The sequence below is a fragment of the Prochlorococcus sp. MIT 1318 genome (genome assembly GCF_047304505.1).
GTDB classification, from domain to species: Bacteria; Cyanobacteriota; Cyanobacteriia; order PCC-6307; family Cyanobiaceae; genus Prochlorococcus; species Prochlorococcus marinus_D.
In genome coordinates this window covers 51,029-71,195 of record NZ_CP138958.1, presented here as the reverse complement: position 1 = coordinate 71,195, position 20,167 = coordinate 51,029, and the positions used below count along the sequence as shown (strand labels likewise).

Sequence of the window (20,167 nt, the reverse complement as noted above, 5' to 3'; positions counted from 1 at the left end):
TTTGTGGGCATGTAGCTCAGTTGGATAGAGCATCAGATTCCGGTTCTGAGGGTCGGGGGTTCGAGTCCCTCCATGCTCGTATTTGCTTTAGCTCCCATACTCTTCTAGAGCTTTCAGTGGCATCGTTCAGTTGAGGAGCTGATCTCAATTCAGGTTGTAGTCGGTCATGCAAAGATGGCCAGAGTGCTGCAGTTCTCTAGCCATGCTTGGGTCACAAGCGTGGTTTTTCTTGCTGCTGGAAGGATCCGATAACGATGTTGACTCGACGACTTAGCGGAGTCGATAACTCATCGCTCTTATGCCATCTGGATCAATAATGAAGCCTTGATCCTTCAATGCTTTGAGGGAGATGGCAGGTGCCAATATTGAGATGCTGCAACCAGGCAGAATTCGGCGCAAATTGTCAAGCGCTTGATGTACGAGAACTGCAAGCAATTGTGCTTGTAATGAGCCGGGTTGGGCGACGAGATTCCAGAGGTTGACATTGAGGCCATGGTCGCTTGTGGCGCGCACAAAACCAACCAGGGTTCCTTTTTCTTGTTCAATAATGCTTAGATGCCAAACGCTTCGCTCAAAGGCCAGGGCCCATTGCTCTGAAGTGTGAGTGGCTTCTCTGCAACGAGCGAGAAGTTTGTTTAGTGCTTGAGGATTGGGTGGCTGTTCAAGGTCTAGCCGGAAGCCGGGGGGGAGTTCGGGCTGTTGAAGAAAGGCAAGCAAGGTGGTTTCAACCGGTGTTGCGCATGCCTGCAGCAATGCCGTTAATGGTGAGCAGTGCGCCTCTTAGCAGTTCGCTGCGGCTGTAAGTGCGACCATCGCCAGCATCGTTCATGGGTGGCTGCCGGTTCTGATCACGCAGCTTGCGAAGCAGGGCCACTTGCAGAAACCCAAGGGGCACGATCGTGCGATTGCGAAGATCGACTGATAGCTGTAGGGCGGGATCGGCACCGAGCAACCTGGGTTGTCCTGTGATGTTTAAGACCAACCGGCGGGTGAGGCTGTACTCCGTTTCGATGATCTCGAAGATACGCTTAAAGGCTTCACGGTAATCTTCGCGGCCAAGGCTAGTCATGTAGTGATGGGCCAGGTCTAGGTCTACTTTTGAAAGGGTCATCTCCACTTTGGAGATCAGCATTCGGAAGAATGGCCAGCGTTGGTGCAGTCTGCGTAGAAGATCAAGCTGGTCAGCGTCTGATTCGACTTCAGCGGCTAATGCTGTTCCAACGCCAAACCAGCTCGGTAGCAGGAAGCGACTTTGCGTCCAGCCAAATACCCAGGGGATCGCTCTCAGACTAGAGAGGTCCTTGGCGCCGCTTTTGCGTCGAGCAGGACGGCTGGAGATTTGCAATTTGCTGATTTCTTCGATCGGCGTGACCTGTTGGAAGAAGGCCACCAGATCAGGGTTGTTGTGGACGAGGGCCCGATAGTGCTCACGTGAACGGCCAGCCAGTCTGGTCATCAGTTGGTTCCAACTTGGGGTGGCATCTAGCTGGTTGGTTACCAGACTGTTTTGCAGGACGGCTGTTGTGAATGTTTCTAGGTTGTAAAGGGCTAGCTCGGGCAGGCTGTATTTCGATGCCAGTACTTCTCCCTGCTCAGTGATCTTGATTCGGCCGCGCACGGTTCCGCTTGGTTGGGCAAGGATTGCTTGGTAGGCAGGGCCACCTCCTCTGCCAACAGATCCACCGCGTCCATGGAAAAGGCGCAGAGCCACACCCTGGCGGTTAGCTAGATCTTGCAGGGCAATTTGGGCTTGATGGATCTCCCAATTGCTGGATAGAAATCCGGAGTCTTTGTTGCTGTCCGAATAGCCAAGCATCAGCTCCTGCAAAGGTTGGACCTGTTCGCTTACACGAGGGAGCAAATTGCGGTAGACAGGTGAACTCAAAAGTGCCTCCATTACTGCTGGAGCCCGCTGGAGATCCTCTACGGTTTCGAAGAGGGGCACCACAAGCAGTTCGGCATGGCCAGCAGCCGGATCCACGAGGCCGGCTTCTTTGGCGAGCAGCAGCACCTCGAGTAGATCGGAAACTGTGTGACTCATTGAGATCACATATGTGCGGCAGATTCGGCTGCCGAATTCCTCCTGCAGTCGGTGCAGCATGCGAAACACGGCCACCGTTTCTGCTGTACTGGGCGACCAGATAACGGCAGAGGGGATCAGGGGGCGGCGAGTCTGTAGTTCCTCCATTAACCATTGCACTCGCTCATTTTCTGCCATGTCGCCATAGGCCTTAGGGAGGTTTAGGTAGCGGGTTAATTCGTCGAGAGCATCGCTATGGCGATTGCTCTCCTGGCGGATGTCAAGGCTGGCTAGCGAGAAAGCGAAGATGTGGACCTGATTTAAGAGGGTATCCAGAGGCTCACAGCTCAGATCTGTGCTGACAAGACTGTTGCGGATCAGTTCTAGGTCGCTGCGGAATTCTGCTACTGATTTGTAGTGAAGGGCTTCTCCCGCATTAATTCGATTGGGGCTGGGGTTTAGGCCTTCTGGTGGGGTTTGCCAGCCTGCTTCGGCCAATTGCTGGTTGCGTTGTTGAGTGAGTTTCAACCTCTCCAGGGTGTAGCTGAGTTTGAGGCGATAAGGCTCGAGTCGATAGCGGGCTGCGCGTTCCTCGTAAACCTCGGGGAATCGAAGCCGGTCCATTTCCAGTGACTCCAACAGTGGAGTGCTTACCTGGCTCCATTGCATGGAGATGCTGAGTTGATCACGGAGTTTTTGAACGGCATTGACATAGCGCTCCAGCATCAGCTGACGTTGATAACAGGCGGTGCGCCAGGTGATTTCTGGTGTAACGGAAGGATTGCCGTCTCTGTCTGATCCAACCCAAGATCCAAACGTGCAGAAGGCAGCTTGTGGAATGTGTACGTCCGGATAGCTCTCGGCCATTGCAGTGATCAGGCGACGCCGTAGCTGGGGCATGGCATCAAAAAGCACCTGTTGGAAATAGTGGAGGGCGTAATCCACCTCATCCAGAACGGAGGGCTTGAACTGATGAAGCTCATCGGTCCGCCACCAGAGCCTGATCTCCTCCTCAAGCTGCAGTCTCAGGCTTTCTTTCTCAGATGTCGATTTTGTTGGATCTGATTGAAACTGCTGCAACAGGCTTGCAACCTTGCGTTGCTTATGGCGAACGGTATGACGGACGATTTCAGTGGGATGAGCAGTGAAAACGAGGCGGATATCCATCTCCTGTAGAAGGGTCTCCAGCTGAGCTGGTGGCACGTTGAGACGGCGAAGTCGTTCGAACAGCTCCCTGAATGTGGCTGGGTCTGTCTGCGTGGCGAGCGGTGGAGCAAAGGGGTCATAGGGTTTGTCTTGGCGGTTGTTTTCTTGGCCAGAGGACATACTTGCGAGGTAGCTGTCTTCCTCGATCCGTTGCTCGAGGATATTCACCAGTTGGAAATAGAGGGAGAAGGCGCGTGCTGCGGTGATCGCTTCTGCCAGGTCCATCTCTTGGATCAACAGCACGATTGCTCTGCTGGCACTGTTCTCATCTGCACCTTCAAGGGCCAAAGGTTCACTGAGTTGCTTTAGTCGAAGTAGTCGTTCTGCCTGATCCGGTGGACATTCGCTGCGTAGCACCGTTTGCCAAAGGTCTTCCACCAGTTCAAGGCGGTTCTGCAGTAAGCGTCCTGCCTGCTGCCCTTCCCCGATTGCTCTGGGCCGTTCGCAATCAGTTTTTTGGGCGGAAGACTGCTGCATCGATGCGCTAGTGGACTCAGGTTTGGCCATGATCATCCCAAAATGGCCTCGGCTTTGCTTGCGTTGAGCTCTTCGGCGTTCATTTCGGCAATGCTGTCTTGAATGACAGCTTCCACAGACTTGCCATCGGCATAGCTCTGTAGCCATTGAATGGCTTGATTGCCCTTATTTAGGACCCTATGCAGCGGTGCAAGTTGTTTCTCCAGACCTAGATCTCTACTGATCGGAATGATTCCCTCGAGCATTGTCTCGATCCAGGAGCGGCACAGGATGGGGCTCCCATCTCGCCAGTGGTGCAGGGTTGCGTCCAGGCTCATTTGAGCGACAGCAGAATCATTTGCATCACAAAGATCAGCAAGTTCATCGGTGGTTAGTCGACTCACTTTGAGTGGATCCATTTGGCTTGGGTTCTGAAGAAGGCTGAGCACGCGAAGTTCGATTAGGGCAGTCACTGCAAGCAGAACATCGGGATCGGTGATTAAGTCGCAGATGCGCAGCTCTAGACGGTTGAGTTGATAGGGGCGCCGAGGTCCGTTTGGCCGTACTGAGGTCCATAGATGACGCTCATTTTGCATCGTGCCAGTGGCCAGTTGTGCTTCAACCCAAGCGACATAGTCAGGATGGTTTTGGAAGAGTGGTACCCGCTCTGGAGTGAGTGGAAATTGCAGCCATCGCTGAGAGTGGCTTCCCGTGGGCTGGCCATCGAGGAAGGGGGAGCTTGCACTCAGGGCAAGAAAGAGGGCTGCTTCACAACGCACCAAGCGCAGCGCAGCAAACAGCATCGGTAGATCTTCAAGCCCTAGGTTGATGTGGACACTGGTGGTGACCACCCTGGTGCCGTAGTTGGCCTCAATCAAATCGTGATAGGGGTTGAGCGGATCAGATCGTTCAAAGTGATGACTGTCGCCCAGGCTGAGGGTGCTACCAGGAATCAATGTGAGCTGCCGTGGAACCAACCATTGGCGCAGTCTTCGTCTAGGAGCCAGCAGGGCTTCCCTCAATGGGCCGTAGTGTTGATTTGGCTCAGTGATGTATTCCAGATTTCGGTGGTCTGGTTCTGTGACGAAATCAGCAAGATCGCTTGCTACGGCAGTAGCTACGCCGACGTGCTCACCGCTGAAGCGTCCTGTGAACAGCTCCACTTCGAACCCCTTAAGTAGCAGCCGGCTATTCATGACTTGTGGGACTCGAGGCAGGCCAGGGCTGTGAGCATTCCCCTTGCCTTGTTGAGGGTCTCTTCGTATTCCTTGGTGGGGATGGAATCGGCCACCACACCAGCGCCTGCTTGAACCTTGACTTGCCAGCCGCCTTCAGGATGGGGCCGCACAATCATTGTGCGAATGGTTATAGCTGTATTCAGAGCACCGTTGAGATCGATGGACCCATACACACCTGAATAAGGTCCTCTTGAGTCGGGTTCGAGCTCATGAATGAGCTGCATGGCTCTGATCTTTGGGGCGCCACTGACCGTGCCTGCTGGGAATGAGGCCATGAGTAGATCCCAAACATCCTTGCCTTTGGCAAGCACACCTTCCACTGCACTGACGATGTGCATGACGTGGGAATATTTCTCGATCACCATCAGCTCTTTCACCGTCACACTGCCCGGCCTGCAAACGCGTCCAAGGTCATTGCGGCCAAGATCAACCAACATCACATGCTCGGCACGTTCCTTGGGATCTGCCATCAACTCTGCTTCAAGATTGTGGTCCTCAAGTTCGTTGCCGCCACGCTGACGCGTGCCGGCAATAGGCCGAAGGCTGGCCTTAATGCCATCGGCGACAGGCTCCGCCTTGACCATGACCTCAGGACTTGAGCCAATCAGCTGCCAGTCGCCGAAGTCAAAGAAAGCCATATATGGAGAAGGATTCACCATCCGCAGACTTCGGTAGAGCTCAAGTGGCTGTTGAGGAACTCTGGTCTCCAGCCGTTGACTGATTACAAGCTGGAACACATCACCTGCGGCGATGTGTTGCTTGGCGGTTTGAACTGCCTCCTCAAAGCCTTGTTGGCTGTAGTTACTGATGGTGGAAGGTGGAGATTGACTTTTTGGTTGCCATTGCAGTGGTTGAATCGGCGCAAGTGGTTCCGCCATGCACTTTTCTAGGTCTTGAATGCGTGCTTGTGCCTTGTCCCAAGCTTCGTTAGCCGTTTGCTCGCCACTCAGGTCTGCGTATGCCACGGCAGTGATGAGGCGTTTGACTTGATCAATGATCAAGATGCTGTCCATCAGCATCCAGATGCCATCAGGCGGATCGTTGTTGTCCCTTAAGTGAACGGGCACTGTGGGTTCAACCCACTTGATCAGTTCAAAACCCCACATTCCATAGAGCTGGCCAAGGGGGGGTAGGCCTGGCAGGGTTGCGGTGCGATAAGGAGCAAGCCATTGCCTGAGGCCTTCAAAAGGGTTGCCGATGGCTTCATCAGTTCCTCCTTCTCGCCAACGACGTGTGAGGTGTTTCCCTCGGCAGGTGGCTGTCCAAAGTGGATTGCAGGCAACCACACTCCAGCGCCCAAGAGTTTCACCCCCTTCGACCGATTCGAGTAAGACTCCAGGGGGATGATCTGCCCCAACTTTTAACCAAGTTGTGAGAGGGGTCTCCAGATCCGCTGGCCAACTGCGGGCCAAAGGAATGAAATTGGCACCACTAGCAGCCATCTCAAAGAAATGGGCACGATCAGAGCTGAGCATGAGGGAATCTTCGCAGCTGGTGCCGAGTGGTTGAAGATCCCCGTACCCTTCAGGCGAAAGGGACTCAGGCGTCGTAGGTGTTGCGCCCGCTGAATTTTAATTTCGCTGGATTGGCGTTTTCTCCGATCCGTCGATTGTTGACGTTCACCATAACCCTCCCTTCATTGACTTTCTCGGGGAATACGCCGTCTTTTGGATGCAGGAATTCGGTGTCACCACCTGGGAAGACGCGATAAATTTTGTAGTCTTCAATCTTGGGTTTGAAGGTACGCAGTTGAGTGCCTAACGCGAGGCATTGTTCTTTGCGAGCGAAATACATGAGGTTCTCGCCCTCATTCATTTCAGCTGCGCCGCCAGTGGGTAGTTCGAACGCCTGAGCTGTTGTGCTGCTCCAAGTTATGGCGTACTTCTCTTCGGTTTCAGCGGAATTTAGAAGGCCCCCGGTGCTCCCTAGATACTTGGGATACTGACCTGTTAACGCCGTTGCTGTCATGAGTAACCTCGAGAATCGGCATACCGTTACTGGTGAAAAGTAGCACTGCGTTTTGTGCCCTATGGCACTGCTTGGCAGCAAGCTTCACACCCGTCAACATTGTGGCTTGTTTTGGAGTTCAAAGTTTTTCCTCAGCGATGGGAAAAAATACTGTGAGACCTTTGTCCCGACGCTGTGTTAGCCACCCACCCAAGCTAGCCAGCATTCGTTGGGTTGCAGCTTGGCTGAGTTGCAGGCTGCCGGTTTTGGGGTCCCAGCTCAGCACTGGGCCTAGAGCAGCCTTTTGATCCCTACTGCTGGCTCCTTGATCTTCATGATTGGGTATTTGGCTGAGGATTTGAAGCTTTAGGCGGGGGCCCGCAGGGCGAAGCGTGAGCGATAGGCTGCCACCTGCTGGCAGGCCGCGGCTCGTGCGATCAATTAATCCACCCAGCATCGGTTCAAGACGTCTTGGATCACTAAGAACTTCTGGCAAATCAGGGGTGATATCGATCTGGAGTCCTACCCCGCGGCGTTCGAGCTGCTGACGCCAGGCTGGATGAAGCATGGCCAGCATGGCGCCGAGGTCGGTATGGGCGAGCATGGACGCTTCTGGCGGCTGCCGCTGAAGTTCTGCGGCATGAAAAATGAGCCCGAATCGATCAATTTGCTCAGTGCACTCAGCATCGATCTGTTTGAGACGTTTGACTACGACACCAGGAAGGTCACTTCGCCGCAGCAGGGAGTGGATCAGGGTTCGAATGGTTGCTAGTGGGGTTCGCACCTCATGAGTGAGTGCCTCCAGCAGAATGAGTTCAGCACTCGTTTCTTGATTGGCTTCTCCTCTGAACTTGGCCGGGTGTGATCTTTCAGGAATCGGTTGCAGTGTGAGACTTGGGGCCATGCCGGCCAACCGTTCCGCAAGTCGAGGCCAGAAGATTTTTTCTAGTTCAGGGTTGCTTTGTAAGGGGCCTAGGTTTGCCAAAGCCTGACGAAGCTCAATGGCATGGCCAGGGTCTTCGCTGTTCAGTCTCAGGTCCAGCATCTTCAAGAGATCACTGAGAGTTTCTGGATCACTGCGCATTAACAGATGGCGCTCTGCGGGTTTGCCATGCAGTGCCAGGGCAATTTGAACATCCGGGGTAATGATCAGCAGAAGGGGCTCATGACCATCGTTTTGGCGCAGTGGTAACCGTTGATAGCCCCCGACGGCTGAATTGCTTCTCTCATGGATTGATGACCTCACGCGACTGGGAGGCAAGAGGCCGCCTTGAGGAGAATGGAGGGTTTCGAGCTCGTCTGGTGCCCAGACCCATCCTTTTAAGCGTTCGAGCAGTCTTGGCTCATAGAGCGCAGGTAGGGGTGCTGCCAGCCAAAGCCCCTTTTCAGGATCCATGGGCAGCAGGATGTCGTCTTGCAAGGTGTCCAGAGCTGCCCACCACAGGCGTCGAACGGTGGCTTCATCGACCCGGCCAGGAGTGACACCTTCTGCAAGTCGTTGTTGGATCGTGGAGAGCGAGATGGAATCGCTCACCAGTTGTTGAGTCTTGTGTGGCCTCGGCGTGCCACCGAAAGGCAGAGTCCAAGTGCTACGAAGTTCACCACCATTGCTGAGCGGCCATAGCTCATAAATGGTAAGGGGATACCAGTTACAGGACCAAGGCCAATGGTCATAAAGATGTTCACGACCACTTGGAACATCACCATCGTGGCGACGCCTATGACAACCAGTGATTCGAAGTCAGTGCGGGCTTCTCTGGCAACTTGTAGTAGGCGTCCCATGAGTAGCGCGAAGCCTGTTACGACAAGGATGGTCCCGATGAAGCCAGTTTCTTCTCCTAGGGCACTGAAGATGAAATCGGTGTGCTGCTCGGGGATGAAACGTAGCTTGGTGAGTTGACCTTGCAGCAGCCCTGTGCCAAATAGCCCGCCAGAGCCAATGCCCACAGTGCTTTGCAGGAGGTGATAGCCACCACCTAGGGGGTCTTTGGTGGGATCGAGAAACAGCACCAGCCGTTCTCTTTGATAGTCCTTGAGGCCATGCAACCAAAGCCAAGGGGTGGTAACAGCCACGATTCCTTGCAGCGCCAAAGTGAGCGAAGCGGCCAGGCGTTTCCATGGCAGTGAGCGATAGGCCAGGAAACCCATCAGAGGGAGCCATGCGCAGAGAGTCCAAGGCCATAGCCCTGCAAGGAGTGCTGTGGCTAGAGGCGATAGGAGCAACAGGACCCATTCCCAGGGCATGTCAGCCCAATAGAGCATTGTCACTAGCAGGGCGCCGAACACGAGTGAACTGCCGAGATCCGGTTGCAGGAAGACCAGTGTCCAGGGCACAGAAATCACGGCCAAAGGCCTCATCAGGTCGATGGGGCGTTCTATCGGGTGGCGGTCGAGTACTGCTGCCAAAAGGAGTATTGCTGCCAGTTTGGCGAATTCAGATGGCTGAACATTCACCCCAGCGATGCTGATCCACCGCTGAGCGCCTAGGGCGGAGGTGCCGATTAGGCGAACGGCTACCAGGCTCAGAACAGTGAGTGCGTAGAGGGGAATTAATAGCGGCCGCAGTCTCTGGACTGGCAATCGGGCCAGCAACAGAGCGACCAAGCATCCCAATCCAGCGGTGATCCAGTGGTGATACCAGTCGGCGTAATCAGCCTGTCTTTGAGTGCTGGCGATCAGGACGCCCGCAAGGATCACCATGGTCACTGGCACCCCCCAGAGCACAAGATCCAGTTCTTTCCACCATCTGCGTAGATGCCCCTTAGAACGGAAGGACTTGCCACCATTGAGTCGCCGCCTCTGGCTTGAAAGCATGGTCAGGTGGCCTTGGAGGCGCAATCCAGAACTTGTTTGGCTAATTGCTTGAAGGCTTTGGCACTCACTGATTCGGGTCGGCTATGAACGATGGGGCTACCTTCATTGCCCCCCTCTTGCACAGGCATTTCCATAGGGATTTGTGCCAGCAGAGGGACATTGTTTTCCATCGCCAGCTGCTCTCCCCCTCCAGAGCCGAATAGGGCGTAACGACGCTCTGGTTGATCGGGAGGTACGAAGGCGGTCATGTTTTCGACCACGCCGAGCACGTTGATGCCCATTTGCTTGAACATTGCCAGTCCTCGGCGCGCATCCTGCAGTGAAACTTTCTGGGGGGTGGTGACAATCACCACCCCCGCAATGGGAACTGCCTGCGCTAGTGACAACTGTGCATCGCCAGTGCCTGGAGGTAGATCGACCACCAAAACATCTCGCTCCCCCCAGTAGGCCTGATAGAGGAACTGGCGGATAATCCCGTTCAGCATCGGGCCGCGCCAGATCACTGGTTGGTTCTCCTCGATCAGCAGACCCATCGACACCATGGCTATCCCATGACTTTCGATCGGGATGATGCATTGCTCAGCACCGTTGCCGCTCACCTCAGGCGTACGATCAGCGACTCCAAGCATGGTTGGAGTATTTGGTCCATAGATATCGGCATCGAGCAGTCCCACGCTTAGGCCCTCCTGGGCTAGTGCGCAGGCCAGATTGACGGCCACGGTGCTTTTGCCAACACCCCCTTTACCACTGCTTACGGCGACAATCTGCTGAACCCCTTGGATGGCCTGGGGCTCGGCAGATTGTCCATGGCCAGCCTGGCCTATAGGCCCCTGGCTGGCAGTCTCTCCAATTTCAATCTGTACCTCACTGATGCCGTTGAGCTCTAGTAAGACTTGTCGAGCTTCTTGTGCCAATCGATCCCTTTGGCTTTGGGCAAATCCAGGCAAGGTGAGACGGATGACGGCGCGAGGAGGAATGACACGGACCTGGTCAATCCAGCCCATTTCAAGAGCCGAGCGGCCGCTGCCTGAATCCTTGACTTGATCAAGCGCAATGTGTGCCTGCTCGGCCGTGGCCATGCCTTTCCTTCAGGTGAGAGGATCCTATGTGTGGACTCACGTAACAGTTCTAAAGGGCGATATCTGAAAAGACACAAAAAAAGAGCTGTCCTGGCGCAAAATACAACGGAATTCTATTACTGTTGTCTGCATGGTTCCTACTTTGATTGGCAAGGTTATGGGTGCTTCTGAGAATGTTGGCCAAGGTCCTCCTCCTCACTCGCGCAAACGTGCACGTGAATTGGTACTCGGATTGCAAGATGAGATCTGTAATGAACTGGAGAGTCTTGATGGTGGCCAATCTTTTAGAACTGACAGTTGGGAGCGGCCTGAAGGGGGTGGTGGGCGATCCAAGGTGATGCGTGAGGGCCGAGTTTTTGAACAGGGCGGCGTTAATTTCTCTGAGGTGCACGGCGAGGAGTTGCCTCCGTCGATTCTGAATCAGCGGCCTGAAGCAAAGGGGCATCCCTGGTTCGCTACCGGCACTTCGATGGTGCTACACCCGCGCAATCCCTATGTGCCTACGATCCACCTTAATTACCGCTATTTCGAGGCGGGGCCAGTGTGGTGGTTTGGCGGTGGCGCTGACCTCACGCCGTTTTATCCCTACCTGGAAGATGCCCGCCATTTCCATCGCGTTCATAAGCAGGCTTGCGACACGGTTGGACCTGAGCTCCATAAGGTCTTTAAACCTTGGTGTGACGAATATTTCTATCTGAAGCACCGTGGTGAGACACGTGGTGTGGGTGGAATTTTTTACGACTACCAGGATGGATCTGGAGTGCTTTACAAAGGTCAAAACTCTGAGGGTCCAGCTGCACAGGTCTCACGGGAGTTAGGGCCTCATCCAAAGAGCTGGGAACAGTTATTTGAGCTGGCCAAGGCTTGTGGGAAGGCTTTCTTGCCGGCTTATGTGCCGATTGTGGAGAAACGTCAGGAGCAGGCTTATGGCGATCGAGAACGTCAATTCCAGTTGTATCGCCGTGGGCGATATGCGGAGTTCAATCTGGTCTGGGATCGGGGCACGATTTTCGGATTGCAAACCAATGGTCGAACTGAGTCGATCTTGATGTCTTTGCCACCACTGGCTCGTTGGGAGTATGGATATGTCGCACCAGCTGATTCAAGGGAGGCTTTGCTCACTGATTTGTTTACTCGACCTCAGAATTGGTTTGAGGATTCGACGTTGGAGGAGCGTTGTCGACCACACCAGGCGGTGGATTAGAAGACGTCTTCCCACGTACTCCCAGCATCAAAGCATCGGTGACTTGAAGGGCGATGGCTTGAATGGTTGCTTCTCTGGTTTTGGGGTTGCGGAGATTTGCCTCCAGACTTCCTTCCAGCATTCCGATCTCAAGGATGCTGATCCCGCGTCGTGGTCCACCAAGGCCTCCCCGAAAGAATCTGGGAAATCGACCGAAGCTCTGAGCAAGACTTTCATCCACTCGGTTGAGGTTGCGATTGAGGGCCGGGATCAGTCCAGATCCATATCCATGCGGGCTGTATGCATCGAAGTGAATCTCTAGGATGTAGTCGCCTTGCCTGGAAAGGCGGCGGGCTACTGACCAGTTGGTACGTGGATCGCTCGCTTTAGCAATTGAGAGTGCTCCTGGGTCGTAGCCGATGATATTGAGCCCTTTTTGCTTACTGAGGGCAACGACTGCATCGCGTACTTTCTGGTTCCAAAAGAGTTCATCCCGCATGCGGGGATCCATCGGTGCTTCTCCCCTTTGATCAACTGCAGCTCCTGGGGTTCCTGAGCCATGCATCCCCTGTGAGTCTGCATGTCCTGCCATGACAACAATCTTTAAAGAGGGAGACACAGGTTGGCGACCTACCCAATTGCCCCTTAAGCGCGTGCGGGGACCGGTGTTTAGCTCTGCAATCGGTGATTGAGACGGTGCTGTTCTTGAAGGAGATTCAATAGGTGGCGGAGATGGTGCTTCTGCGGAAGTGGCCGGGCAAAGCAAGCTGATCCCCAAGCTGAAAGCTTTGCTCAGAATCAATAGGCTCCTGCCTTTCCCGCTGAGATTTGAAATCACTCAGATTGGAGAGGATAGAAGAGAGCCATCGCTAGCCAGCTCAAGGGGCTGGGAGAGTTCCAATTCCATGGCAATCAGTTCGTCGCGATGGGCCCTCAGCCTCAGGGTGCTGCCTTCGTCGTCGCTGGCGCTGATCAAGCGAAGTTCAACGGCTTCAATGCGGTTGGCGCGATTGCTGTAGATCAATCCTGCGAGTGGGCCCAGACCAATAAGCAGAAGTGGCCACCAGTCCAGGAGGGGATAAAGCTGGCGGACAACCAGTCCAAGGCAGCCTGAACCAACTGCAGCGTATAGGGATAACAGGATTGCCAGCGATTGGCTGGAGGCAACGCTTCCAATGAAGCGAAGGACTTGTCTATCAGCATCGCCACTATCTTGCTTCCAGCCTCGTTCCTCCAGCCACTGGATCATTCCATTGAGGACCTCTAGTGGGGGACGCGGTGAGTGAACATCTACAACCGTGGTTCGGTCTTTACTTGCTGCCCGCAGAAAGAACACCAGGCCGATGGCCAGTAGCACTGTGAGTAGCAGGGTCGAGGAGAAGACCGCCGGCATCGCGTTCGTGCATGGGTGCTGATGTACCCATCTGTTCTAGGTCTTTACGATGCCATGGCAGGGCTCTATCAGTCGCTTTGCATCAGCCTTTGCTGTAGCGAGGAGCTGAAGCATGCGATTCGGTCGGATCAGGTTTTGGGCAGCGTTGCTTGGTGTTGCTGTATGAGCCTTACTTAGCTCTTTAGAAAATTCATGGCTTTTTGCAGCATGCCTTTCGAAAGCCGATGGCGTGGCAGCCTCAGAGCTAGTTGATGCAAGATTCTTGCTTGATAGTTGACTGTCTTGAGCAAGGAGATCAGCAACCTGTAGACGGTTGCTCCCAGATCGAGAAACTGTTGCGGTGGTTGAAAAAATCTTGCTTGATATCGGCCAGACAGTTCAGCGAGGGCATGCGTCAGATGCTCAAGGCGAGCGAGTGACCATGCCTGATTCAACCCAGTCTCGCCACCGTTTTCAAATCAGCAAGATGAGCAAGCCGGCGCTGTGGCCCTTCAGAGTGGTGAGGATCTGTCCTGGCCCTGCGCCATTTGCTTAATGGCCGACTTTTCTCAAGCACCTGCAAGTTTTGTCGTTTTCGATGGGGATCTCGACTCAGGCTGGGCGAATCGATATCTCAGAGCATCTGCGATTGCGGTAGACACTGAGGCCATGGGACTGATTCATGGCCGTGACCGCCTCTGTCTCGTGCAGATTTGTGACCCTGCCGACAATGTGGCATGCGTGCGGATTGGTTTGGGTCAGACGTCTGCCCCTCGCTTGCAGAAGCTAATGGAGGCCCCTTCTGTTGAAAAGGTGTTCCACTTTGCTCGCTTTGATGTGGCCGCACTTGCTAGCGGATTGGGCATCTCCGTTTTGCCCATTTTCTGTACGAAGGTGGCCAGTCGCCTTGCACGAACCTATAGCCCTCGCCATGGATTGAAGGAGGTGGTGATGGAGTTGGTTGGAGTTGAACTGGATAAGCAGGCCCAGAGCAGTGATTGGGGACGGGTTGAGGAACTCAGCGATGTTCAGTTGGCCTATGCAGCCAACGATGCTCGATATCTGCTTCCGGCTAGGCAGCGTCTAGAAATGATGTTGCGACGTGAGGGGCGCTGGGAGATTGCGCAGCGTTGCTTCAGTTGTATCCCTGTGATCGCGGAACTGGATCGTTTGCGATTTACCCAGATCTTTGAACATTGACGAGTGTCGTGTGCTTTAGTCCTCAACCATGAAGTTCTCTTCACTGGCCACAGCTTCCAGAAGTCGGTCGAGTTGAGAACCTGAGGTGTTTTCTCCTTCTGTTGGGCGTGAGCGAGCCGCCTCAAGTAGACGTTCGGCTATGGCCTTGCGGCCTTCAAGATCCCTAACCTCCTCCCGACTTGCTGTCAGTTCAACCTTCCTTCGGGCCGAGGCAAGGCTAATGCTGAGGCAGCTGGCCAGTTCGGCGTAGATTTTCACTAAGGCATGGTCCTGCATGGCCGCCATGGCAGTGGTGCTGCAAGCGTTCAGTATCCGCTATGGCGTGTCAAACAGAGCGTTGTCTAGATGCTCTCCTAGTCCCTAATAAAAGCTGTGAGATCAGTGCTGCGAGTGCAGCACTGCCGCCAGCTGTTCCCATTCGTCTGTTGCCAATCCTGCCTAATCGTTGTCGAAGGGAGTCGTCTTTTAACAGTCTCTGAAGCCTGTCTGCCAGTTCTTCTTTGCTTTGACAGGGCAGTACTGCTCCTCCCAAGAGGCGACTTTGCCGCATGGCGAATTGTCGTTTGAATTGTGGTCCTGGTCCAGGCATCGATAAGGCCGGAATGCCTAGACCTACAAGTTGTTCTGTGGCGGTTCCAGCGGTGACAAGGCCCACTTCGGTCCAGGCCGCCCAGCGGTTGAATTGACCAGGCCCGAGCAGCAAGAGCTGTGTACCTTTGACCCAGCAGGCCTTGGCTCCCAGGGTGTCGATGGGGGGGGTGGATCGTAGGTATCCATCGGTTCTGAGAATCGCTTCGAGCTGGTTGAGGCTGGGTTGGGAGCCAAAGGCTACAAGTACTGCTAGCGGTAAATCGCTATCGAGCTGGCCTAGGCCTTCAAGGAGTCGCTTGAAATTCGTGCCTGCTTCGGGCATTCGACTGCCACAGAGCAATAACAGTCGCCGGCATCGGTTGAGGGCGGCAGGACTTGATTCGACCTTGAATCCATCCATCATTGGGTTCCCAGGCGCCGTTGCGGCTACCCCATGGCGTCGTAGTCCTCTGGCGGTGAGATGATCACGAACGGCAACCACTCGGCATCGCGAAGATCGCATTAGGGCCCATTCCCAGGGATCCCATTCACTGCCTTTGAGGCGGTGGTAGTGGTCGCTCAAGGCTCGGCCTGGTCCACTTCTCCAGGTGTAATCACTTTTCGGTGTGCCGATGAAGCCATAGGTTCCACCACTGCTCCATGCCATGAGCAGTGGCAACAGGTCTCCTACTGCCAGAATGGCTTTGCCAGCTTTGGCTGAGCGGCGCACACATCGCCACTGTCGCCAGCTGAGCAGAGTGAGTCCGGCGGCAAGATCAGCAATCAGGCCCCGCAAGCTTTGATTGCTGAAGCCACCACTTGGCAAGGGCGCTGAAGGGCCCAGGCGCTTAAGCCATCCAGCGGCTAAGGCATGTTCAAAAGCTTGTCCTAGCCCTACGAGGGGAAGCACTTCAATGGGCAGATTCGGACATTTGCTATGTAGTGCCTCCAACACCCGTAGTGCAATCAGATCCTCGCCATGCCCGTTGCAAATCACGAGCAGAGAGCCAGCAGAGTGGCTGATACGATCCGCTGCAGGGAATTGAGTCTCCCTGGCGGCGGCATGGCCAAGTGGTAAGGCAGAGGATTGCAAATCCTTTATCCCCAGTTCGAATCTGGGTGCCGCCTTCGACAATGTCCTCCAAACAAGTTGCAGTAACTGGCGTGTTCTCGTCTTAGTTCTCTGCAAAAGCGGAAGGGGAGCGGAAGGGGAGTTGGGCTACTTCTCAATCAACGTTGTCACGATTCTATGAACTTAACGAATGAGATTAGCCTTGAAGAAACCGGAGCCAAGTCCAAACCATTTTTTCTTGTCTCGTAGGAAAGTAATCGCGAGTTCAAAGTCCATCAAGCCTTCATCCTCAATGACTTCTTTGGAGAGTCTTCCTTCGCTCTGTTTGGCATAGTTCTCATAAATTTCGTCCTTGCAGGATCCAAGAAAATCAACTATTTCTTGAAGAACATGATCTCGCCATACCTCTTTGCTCTCTTCGCTTAAAACTTGCTCATGAGCGTCTTTCATATGAGGGCAATCAACCAGCTTTACTTAAGCTAACATCGCTCATGATCTTATTTACTCAATGGGCAGGAAATAAGAGCAAATATTGAAATGGTTGAAGTACAACTCTCATTTCAAAAGCGTAGGAGGAGGATGTTCTGGGTGTTCTTTGCTCTGCCGCTTTTTTTGAAGCTTATTGATCTCTCATGATAGAGGACATTGAATAGTTTTGATCTCTTAATTAGAAATGAGCTCTATTTTTATTCTTGCTCAACATATAAAGGGTTGGGGATTTTTATGTGTTTGGGGTTCTTCGTAGGTTCCTCTTTTGGATCCAACCAGTTTGCCGCCATCCTGAGACCATTGGCTGTCGTGGTTCTTGCTTGAGGTGAAGACCAGAGAAGGGCAACGATGAGGCCAAGTAAGACTGTTTTCATTAATGGATGATTAACCTCTCAATGATCAGGGCGACAAATGCTCCTCTTAGGAAGGAAATCCAGAGCAACCCATAGTCAGACACCCCAAGCTTCTTTTTTTCACGTTCAATAGATCTTTTGTGTGCTTCGATCAGGTTCATGCGGCTAATGCTTCCTTTTTCATGATAATCCTGAGGATTGTTGAGAGTGCAAGACCTATTTGTTTTCTGATGGATCGACAAGAGCAACCTTCATCCCTCAACCACAGCGCCAAACTCTCCTTTGCAGCATTTCTCTTGGATCGTCCTCCAAATTTCCCTCCTGTTTTCAAGCGGTGCTGAATGTGTTCAATTGTTTTTCACTGGTCAGCGAAGGCTCTACTTCAGTAAGACCAGAAAAAATCCAAGAAGGACTGGCATCAATTTACCTATTGTTCTTGTGTTGACCAGACTATCCACTGTTCTGATATGGATGCCTTTCTTCTGAAGATCTTGTAGCCTTGCAATCGCTTCCACTTGGTTTCTTCCTATTCGGTTCAACTTCACGACTACCAATTCATCACCTTTATCAATTGCTGCCAAAGCAATTTGCAGTTGTGGTCTGCCCACTTCTTTCAGACTAGTGCTGATGGCCTGGTGATAGTTAAGACAGCAGTCTGCTTCATTTAATGCCTCAGCTTGATGATCGGCGGTCTGACATGAAGTGCTCGCTGGGGCCCTTTGCCTAAGCGCTTGAATGTCAATCAAAGGGACCGGCTTTGCCTGCTGATGCTTTGATTCCGAATGCTCAGGATTGATTTAGGAGTCCTATGACGCAGATACTCAGAAAATAAGGCCTGTACTTGAGGGGATCCGACGCGGTGCTCTATTTCAGGCTTGACCCTAAGGCTCTTTATCTTTATGTGGGAGAGAACCTATCGCGGTGCAAGAGACAGCCTTCAACGCGGGTTGAGCTCTGTTCTCACCAATGAGGTGGTCATGATCGTTGAGGTAAAAAAACTTGGCGAGTTGATTGTCGTTTCTTCTTGTGTGGGCCTGCTTGCTTTTTGGAGGGTCAGAACATTGGCGCATGGGGCGATTGTTGCCATATGAGGGGATTGGACATACAGGTGGAGGGTGATGAGCTCTTGATGAGCCTGAACAGACCTTGCGAGTCCTGCCGTCCTCAAGCGAAGGTTCTGCAGAGCAGGTCACAAGTAATCCAAAGCGGTGGGGCTATAGGATATTGATTCCTTCAGCTTCATCCAGTGGCAGAGAAAAAATCAGTGGCAGAAAAAAAAGGACAGGAGTTAGCGACTGTCTCCGTTTATTTGAATACAGGCATAGTTGCAGGTATTTTTGCGGTTGGATTCCTCGTTTCAGCAGTTCTGTTTGCTGCTATCACCTTGATTGCAAGGGCGGTTGTATAAGTGACACGAGCGACAATTAAAGAGAGAGTTATAGAGGTTGTCGATTTTGTGACAACCGAATCACCCTATCGATCAGCAACACAGGTATGGATCAATGACTATGTGTCTTTTCAGCTGGGCTCATCGCCAGATCAATCTTTAAAGGAAGGAGATGAGTTGCTAAGCATGTCTATTTATTGGAATACAGGAATAGGGGCAATTATCTTTGGCCTTTGTTTTGTCGTTACAACACTCTTGATTGCAGGTGTGTCTTTGATTGCATGGTGATCTGAAGGGGGGTAGAGCTCTATTCATGATCTTTGTTTATTCCTGCAAAGCATCAGGCCCTTCCTGGGTTCTCGTTGAGATTGGTGAGCTGCCCACTTCCACCTGATCAGTCTGGACCAAGCAATCCAATTTCAGCAAGGTAAATTCAATGCTGTTGTGGAGTGAATGAAGTGCTGCTTGGACTATTGATTTGGTCTTGCTCTACCATTCTGGTGCTCTTTTGGAAGACCTAAAGCTGTTTGGAGCTGGAACAGCCTAGTGTTTGTTTAATTATCACTGATTCAATGGCAAAGGACAACGGCAAGGGCAAGAAATCCAAGAAGTCCAAGAAATGTGCGAGCTCCTCCGGTAGTAGGCGGATCCTTTGGTATGCATTTGGGGCTGGAGGTTTAGCCGCAAGGTGGATAGCTGCATTTGCTCTTTTGGCAATTGCGATCAAGTTGTATCCGCTTAAGCAGGAAGCAAAGTTTTTTAATGCCTGTATTGAAGAGACAAGGAACAGCGGTACGAGCGTCTCTGCAGCAGTTCGTTTCTGCAATGGTGGCACCTGAGGGAGGGGTTGCTTTGTTTGCTGAAGCTTGGATTTCGCCAGGCTTGAAATTGCTTATCACTCTGAGGTCGTAGATGCTCAAAAATTAGTCTCGGGTTTAAGAACTTCGGTAGAGGGTGTCCTTTTTAATCTTGATGCCAAAAAACGGCTTCACTCTTGGGAGGGGGGCACCTTTTGTCTAGGCTGAGTCAATAGGAGAACCCCTCTATGCCACGCCGTACTGCTGCCATTGCCGTAGGTGTTGCCACAGCTGCTGTCACTGCTGTTGGCTTGTCGTTCTTTCGGGTAGGAAAACCTCTGCTGATTGTTTCTACGGCTGTTGCTGGAGTTGCCGGGGTGGCGGTCTCAGCAAGAAGAGAGGGGGAAGAGAATGATGTAAATGCTTATATTAAAAGCGGCAATGCTAAATATGGGATTGGTGATTATCAAGGATCAATTGAAGATTTTAGCAAGGCATTAATCATTGACCCTCAGTATGCTCTTGCATATTATAATCGTGGTAATGCGAAGGATGAGTTAGAGGATTATAAAGGTGCGATTGATGATTACAGCAAGGCTCTGGAAATTGACGCCAATCATGCTATTGCGTACAATAATCGCGGTGTTGCAAATAGGAAATCAGGTGACAATCGAGCGGCAATTGCTGATTACAATAAGGCGCTAGAGATTGATTCTAAACTTGCGGTTGCTTACTTAAATCGTGGAATTTCAAAAGAGAATGATGGCAACCTAACAGGTGCTTGTGCTGATTGGAGAGAGGCATCCGCATTGGGTGATGAAATCGCTGCTAAGTGGGTGAAAGAGTCATGCCGCTAGAATGGGTTCTGGCTGTCTGCACCATGCAATTTGGGAGTAAACTTGGTTCACTTTTTAGCTGATCAATCTTGAAGCTTTCCAGGTCTTTGCTTGGCCAAGCTGCATGGATGCTCTTGCCTCACTTTTT

The 20,167-nt window shown here is 52.7% G+C and carries 21 protein-coding genes and 2 tRNA genes; 9 read left to right on the top strand and 14 right to left on the bottom strand.

The window, feature by feature from the left end:
• Positions 1-5: 5 nt before the first annotated feature.
• Positions 6-79: transfer RNA gene (locus tag SIB66_RS00420), tRNA-Arg, on the top strand.
• A gap of 191 nt (positions 80-270) precedes the next feature.
• Here the strand turns inward: SIB66_RS00420 and SIB66_RS00415 are convergent.
• From SIB66_RS00415 to SIB66_RS00380, 8 genes are all read right to left on the bottom strand, one after another.
• Positions 271-753, bottom strand: a complete 483-nt coding sequence (locus SIB66_RS00415) for a hypothetical protein (RefSeq protein ID WP_063405159.1) — start codon at positions 751-753, stop codon at positions 271-273.
• Positions 725-3,739 (bottom strand): phosphoenolpyruvate carboxylase, encoded by a 3,015-nt coding sequence (gene ppc, locus SIB66_RS00410; RefSeq protein ID WP_236070355.1) that lies wholly within the window; start codon positions 3,737-3,739, stop codon positions 725-727. The genes SIB66_RS00415 and ppc overlap by 29 nt, the downstream gene beginning before the upstream one ends.
• Positions 3,736-4,878 (bottom strand): glutamate--cysteine ligase, encoded by a 1,143-nt coding sequence (gene gshA / locus SIB66_RS00405; RefSeq protein WP_063407211.1) that lies wholly within the window; start codon positions 4,876-4,878, stop codon positions 3,736-3,738. The genes ppc and gshA overlap by 4 nt, the downstream gene beginning before the upstream one ends.
• On the bottom strand, positions 4,875-6,395 hold the full coding sequence (locus tag SIB66_RS00400) for an anthranilate synthase component I family protein (RefSeq protein WP_063407209.1): 1,521 nt from the start codon (positions 6,393-6,395) through the stop codon (positions 4,875-4,877). Before SIB66_RS00400 ends, gshA begins: the two co-directional genes overlap by 4 nt.
• Positions 6,396-6,459: 64 nt before the next feature.
• Positions 6,460-6,888 carry a photosystem I reaction center subunit II PsaD gene (locus SIB66_RS00395; protein ID WP_063405166.1) on the bottom strand — a complete coding sequence of 143 codons (429 nt, stop codon included), beginning with the start codon at positions 6,886-6,888 and terminating at the stop codon, positions 6,460-6,462.
• 118 nt (positions 6,889-7,006) lie between these two features.
• A complete protein-coding gene (locus SIB66_RS00390) occupies positions 7,007-8,401 on the bottom strand; it encodes a sensor histidine kinase (protein ID WP_236070354.1) in 1,395 nt (464 codons plus the stop codon).
• Positions 8,398-9,681 carry a rod shape-determining protein RodA gene (gene rodA / locus SIB66_RS00385; protein ID WP_063407655.1) on the bottom strand — a complete coding sequence of 428 codons (1,284 nt, stop codon included), beginning with the start codon at positions 9,679-9,681 and terminating at the stop codon, positions 8,398-8,400. Before rodA ends, SIB66_RS00390 begins: the two co-directional genes overlap by 4 nt.
• Positions 9,682-9,683: 2 nt before the next feature.
• On the bottom strand, positions 9,684-10,760 hold the full coding sequence (locus SIB66_RS00380; protein WP_063407206.1) for an Mrp/NBP35 family ATP-binding protein: 1,077 nt from the start codon (positions 10,758-10,760) through the stop codon (positions 9,684-9,686).
• A 130-nt stretch (positions 10,761-10,890) separates the two neighbouring features.
• Between SIB66_RS00380 and hemF the strand changes: the two genes are divergently transcribed.
• A complete protein-coding gene (hemF, locus tag SIB66_RS00375) occupies positions 10,891-11,964 on the top strand; it encodes an oxygen-dependent coproporphyrinogen oxidase (protein WP_063407205.1) in 1,074 nt (357 codons plus the stop codon).
• On the opposite strand, the gene SIB66_RS00370 is transcribed toward hemF, so the two are convergent.
• Positions 11,891-12,721 (bottom strand): N-acetylmuramoyl-L-alanine amidase, encoded by an 831-nt coding sequence (locus tag SIB66_RS00370; RefSeq protein WP_236070353.1) that lies wholly within the window; start codon positions 12,719-12,721, stop codon positions 11,891-11,893. The two genes, hemF and SIB66_RS00370, sit on opposite strands and share 74 nt — an antisense overlap.
• A gap of 60 nt (positions 12,722-12,781) precedes the next feature.
• Positions 12,782-13,336, bottom strand: a complete 555-nt coding sequence (locus SIB66_RS00365) for a cofactor assembly of complex C subunit B (protein ID WP_063407201.1) — start codon at positions 13,334-13,336, stop codon at positions 12,782-12,784.
• 313 nt (positions 13,337-13,649) lie between these two features.
• On the opposite strand from SIB66_RS00365, the gene SIB66_RS00360 reads away from it, so the two are divergent.
• Positions 13,650-13,871, top strand: a complete 222-nt coding sequence (locus tag SIB66_RS00360; protein ID WP_063395044.1) for a hypothetical protein — start codon at positions 13,650-13,652, stop codon at positions 13,869-13,871.
• Positions 13,871-14,515, top strand: a complete 645-nt coding sequence (locus tag SIB66_RS00355; RefSeq protein WP_063407654.1) for a ribonuclease D — start codon at positions 13,871-13,873, stop codon at positions 14,513-14,515. Before SIB66_RS00360 ends, SIB66_RS00355 begins: the two co-directional genes overlap by 1 nt.
• A 15-nt stretch (positions 14,516-14,530) precedes the next feature.
• Here SIB66_RS00355 and SIB66_RS00350 read toward each other — a convergent pair whose 3' ends face one another.
• Together SIB66_RS00350 and SIB66_RS00345 are read right to left on the bottom strand one after the other, a co-directional pair.
• Entirely contained in the window at positions 14,531-14,800 is a 270-nt protein-coding gene (locus tag SIB66_RS00350; RefSeq protein WP_011131069.1) for a hypothetical protein, read from the bottom strand.
• Positions 14,801-14,840: 40 nt separating this feature from the next.
• A complete protein-coding gene (locus SIB66_RS00345) occupies positions 14,841-16,088 on the bottom strand; it encodes a lipid-A-disaccharide synthase-related protein (RefSeq protein WP_063407199.1) in 1,248 nt (415 codons plus the stop codon).
• 54 nt (positions 16,089-16,142) lie between these two features.
• Between SIB66_RS00345 and SIB66_RS00340 the strand changes: the two genes are divergently transcribed.
• Positions 16,143-16,213, top strand: a tRNA-Cys gene (locus tag SIB66_RS00340).
• A 127-nt stretch (positions 16,214-16,340) separates the two neighbouring features.
• On the opposite strand, the gene SIB66_RS00335 is transcribed toward SIB66_RS00340, so the two are convergent.
• Entirely contained in the window at positions 16,341-16,607 is a 267-nt protein-coding gene (locus SIB66_RS00335; RefSeq protein WP_063407197.1) for a hypothetical protein, read from the bottom strand.
• 769 nt (positions 16,608-17,376) lie between these two features.
• Positions 17,377-17,745, bottom strand: coding sequence for a recombinase family protein (locus SIB66_RS00330; RefSeq protein WP_236073849.1), 369 nt, complete (start codon positions 17,743-17,745; stop codon positions 17,377-17,379).
• Positions 17,746-18,245: 500 nt separating this feature from the next.
• On the opposite strand from SIB66_RS00330, the gene SIB66_RS00325 reads away from it, so the two are divergent.
• The 4 genes from SIB66_RS00325 to SIB66_RS00310 all read left to right on the top strand — a co-directional run bounded on the left by SIB66_RS00325 (position 18,246) and on the right by SIB66_RS00310 (position 20,040).
• Positions 18,246-18,407 (top strand): hypothetical protein, encoded by a 162-nt coding sequence (locus SIB66_RS00325; protein WP_155724717.1) that lies wholly within the window; start codon positions 18,246-18,248, stop codon positions 18,405-18,407.
• Positions 18,408-18,674 carry a hypothetical protein gene (locus SIB66_RS00320; protein ID WP_063421943.1) on the top strand — a complete coding sequence of 89 codons (267 nt, stop codon included), beginning with the start codon at positions 18,408-18,410 and terminating at the stop codon, positions 18,672-18,674.
• Between the two features lie 284 nt (positions 18,675-18,958).
• Complete coding sequence (locus SIB66_RS00315; RefSeq protein WP_041384644.1) at positions 18,959-19,225, top strand: hypothetical protein; 267 nt, start codon at positions 18,959-18,961, stop codon at positions 19,223-19,225.
• A 206-nt stretch (positions 19,226-19,431) separates the two neighbouring features.
• A complete protein-coding gene (locus tag SIB66_RS00310; RefSeq protein ID WP_063407191.1) occupies positions 19,432-20,040 on the top strand; it encodes a tetratricopeptide repeat protein in 609 nt (202 codons plus the stop codon).
• Positions 20,041-20,167 lie beyond the last annotated feature (127 nt).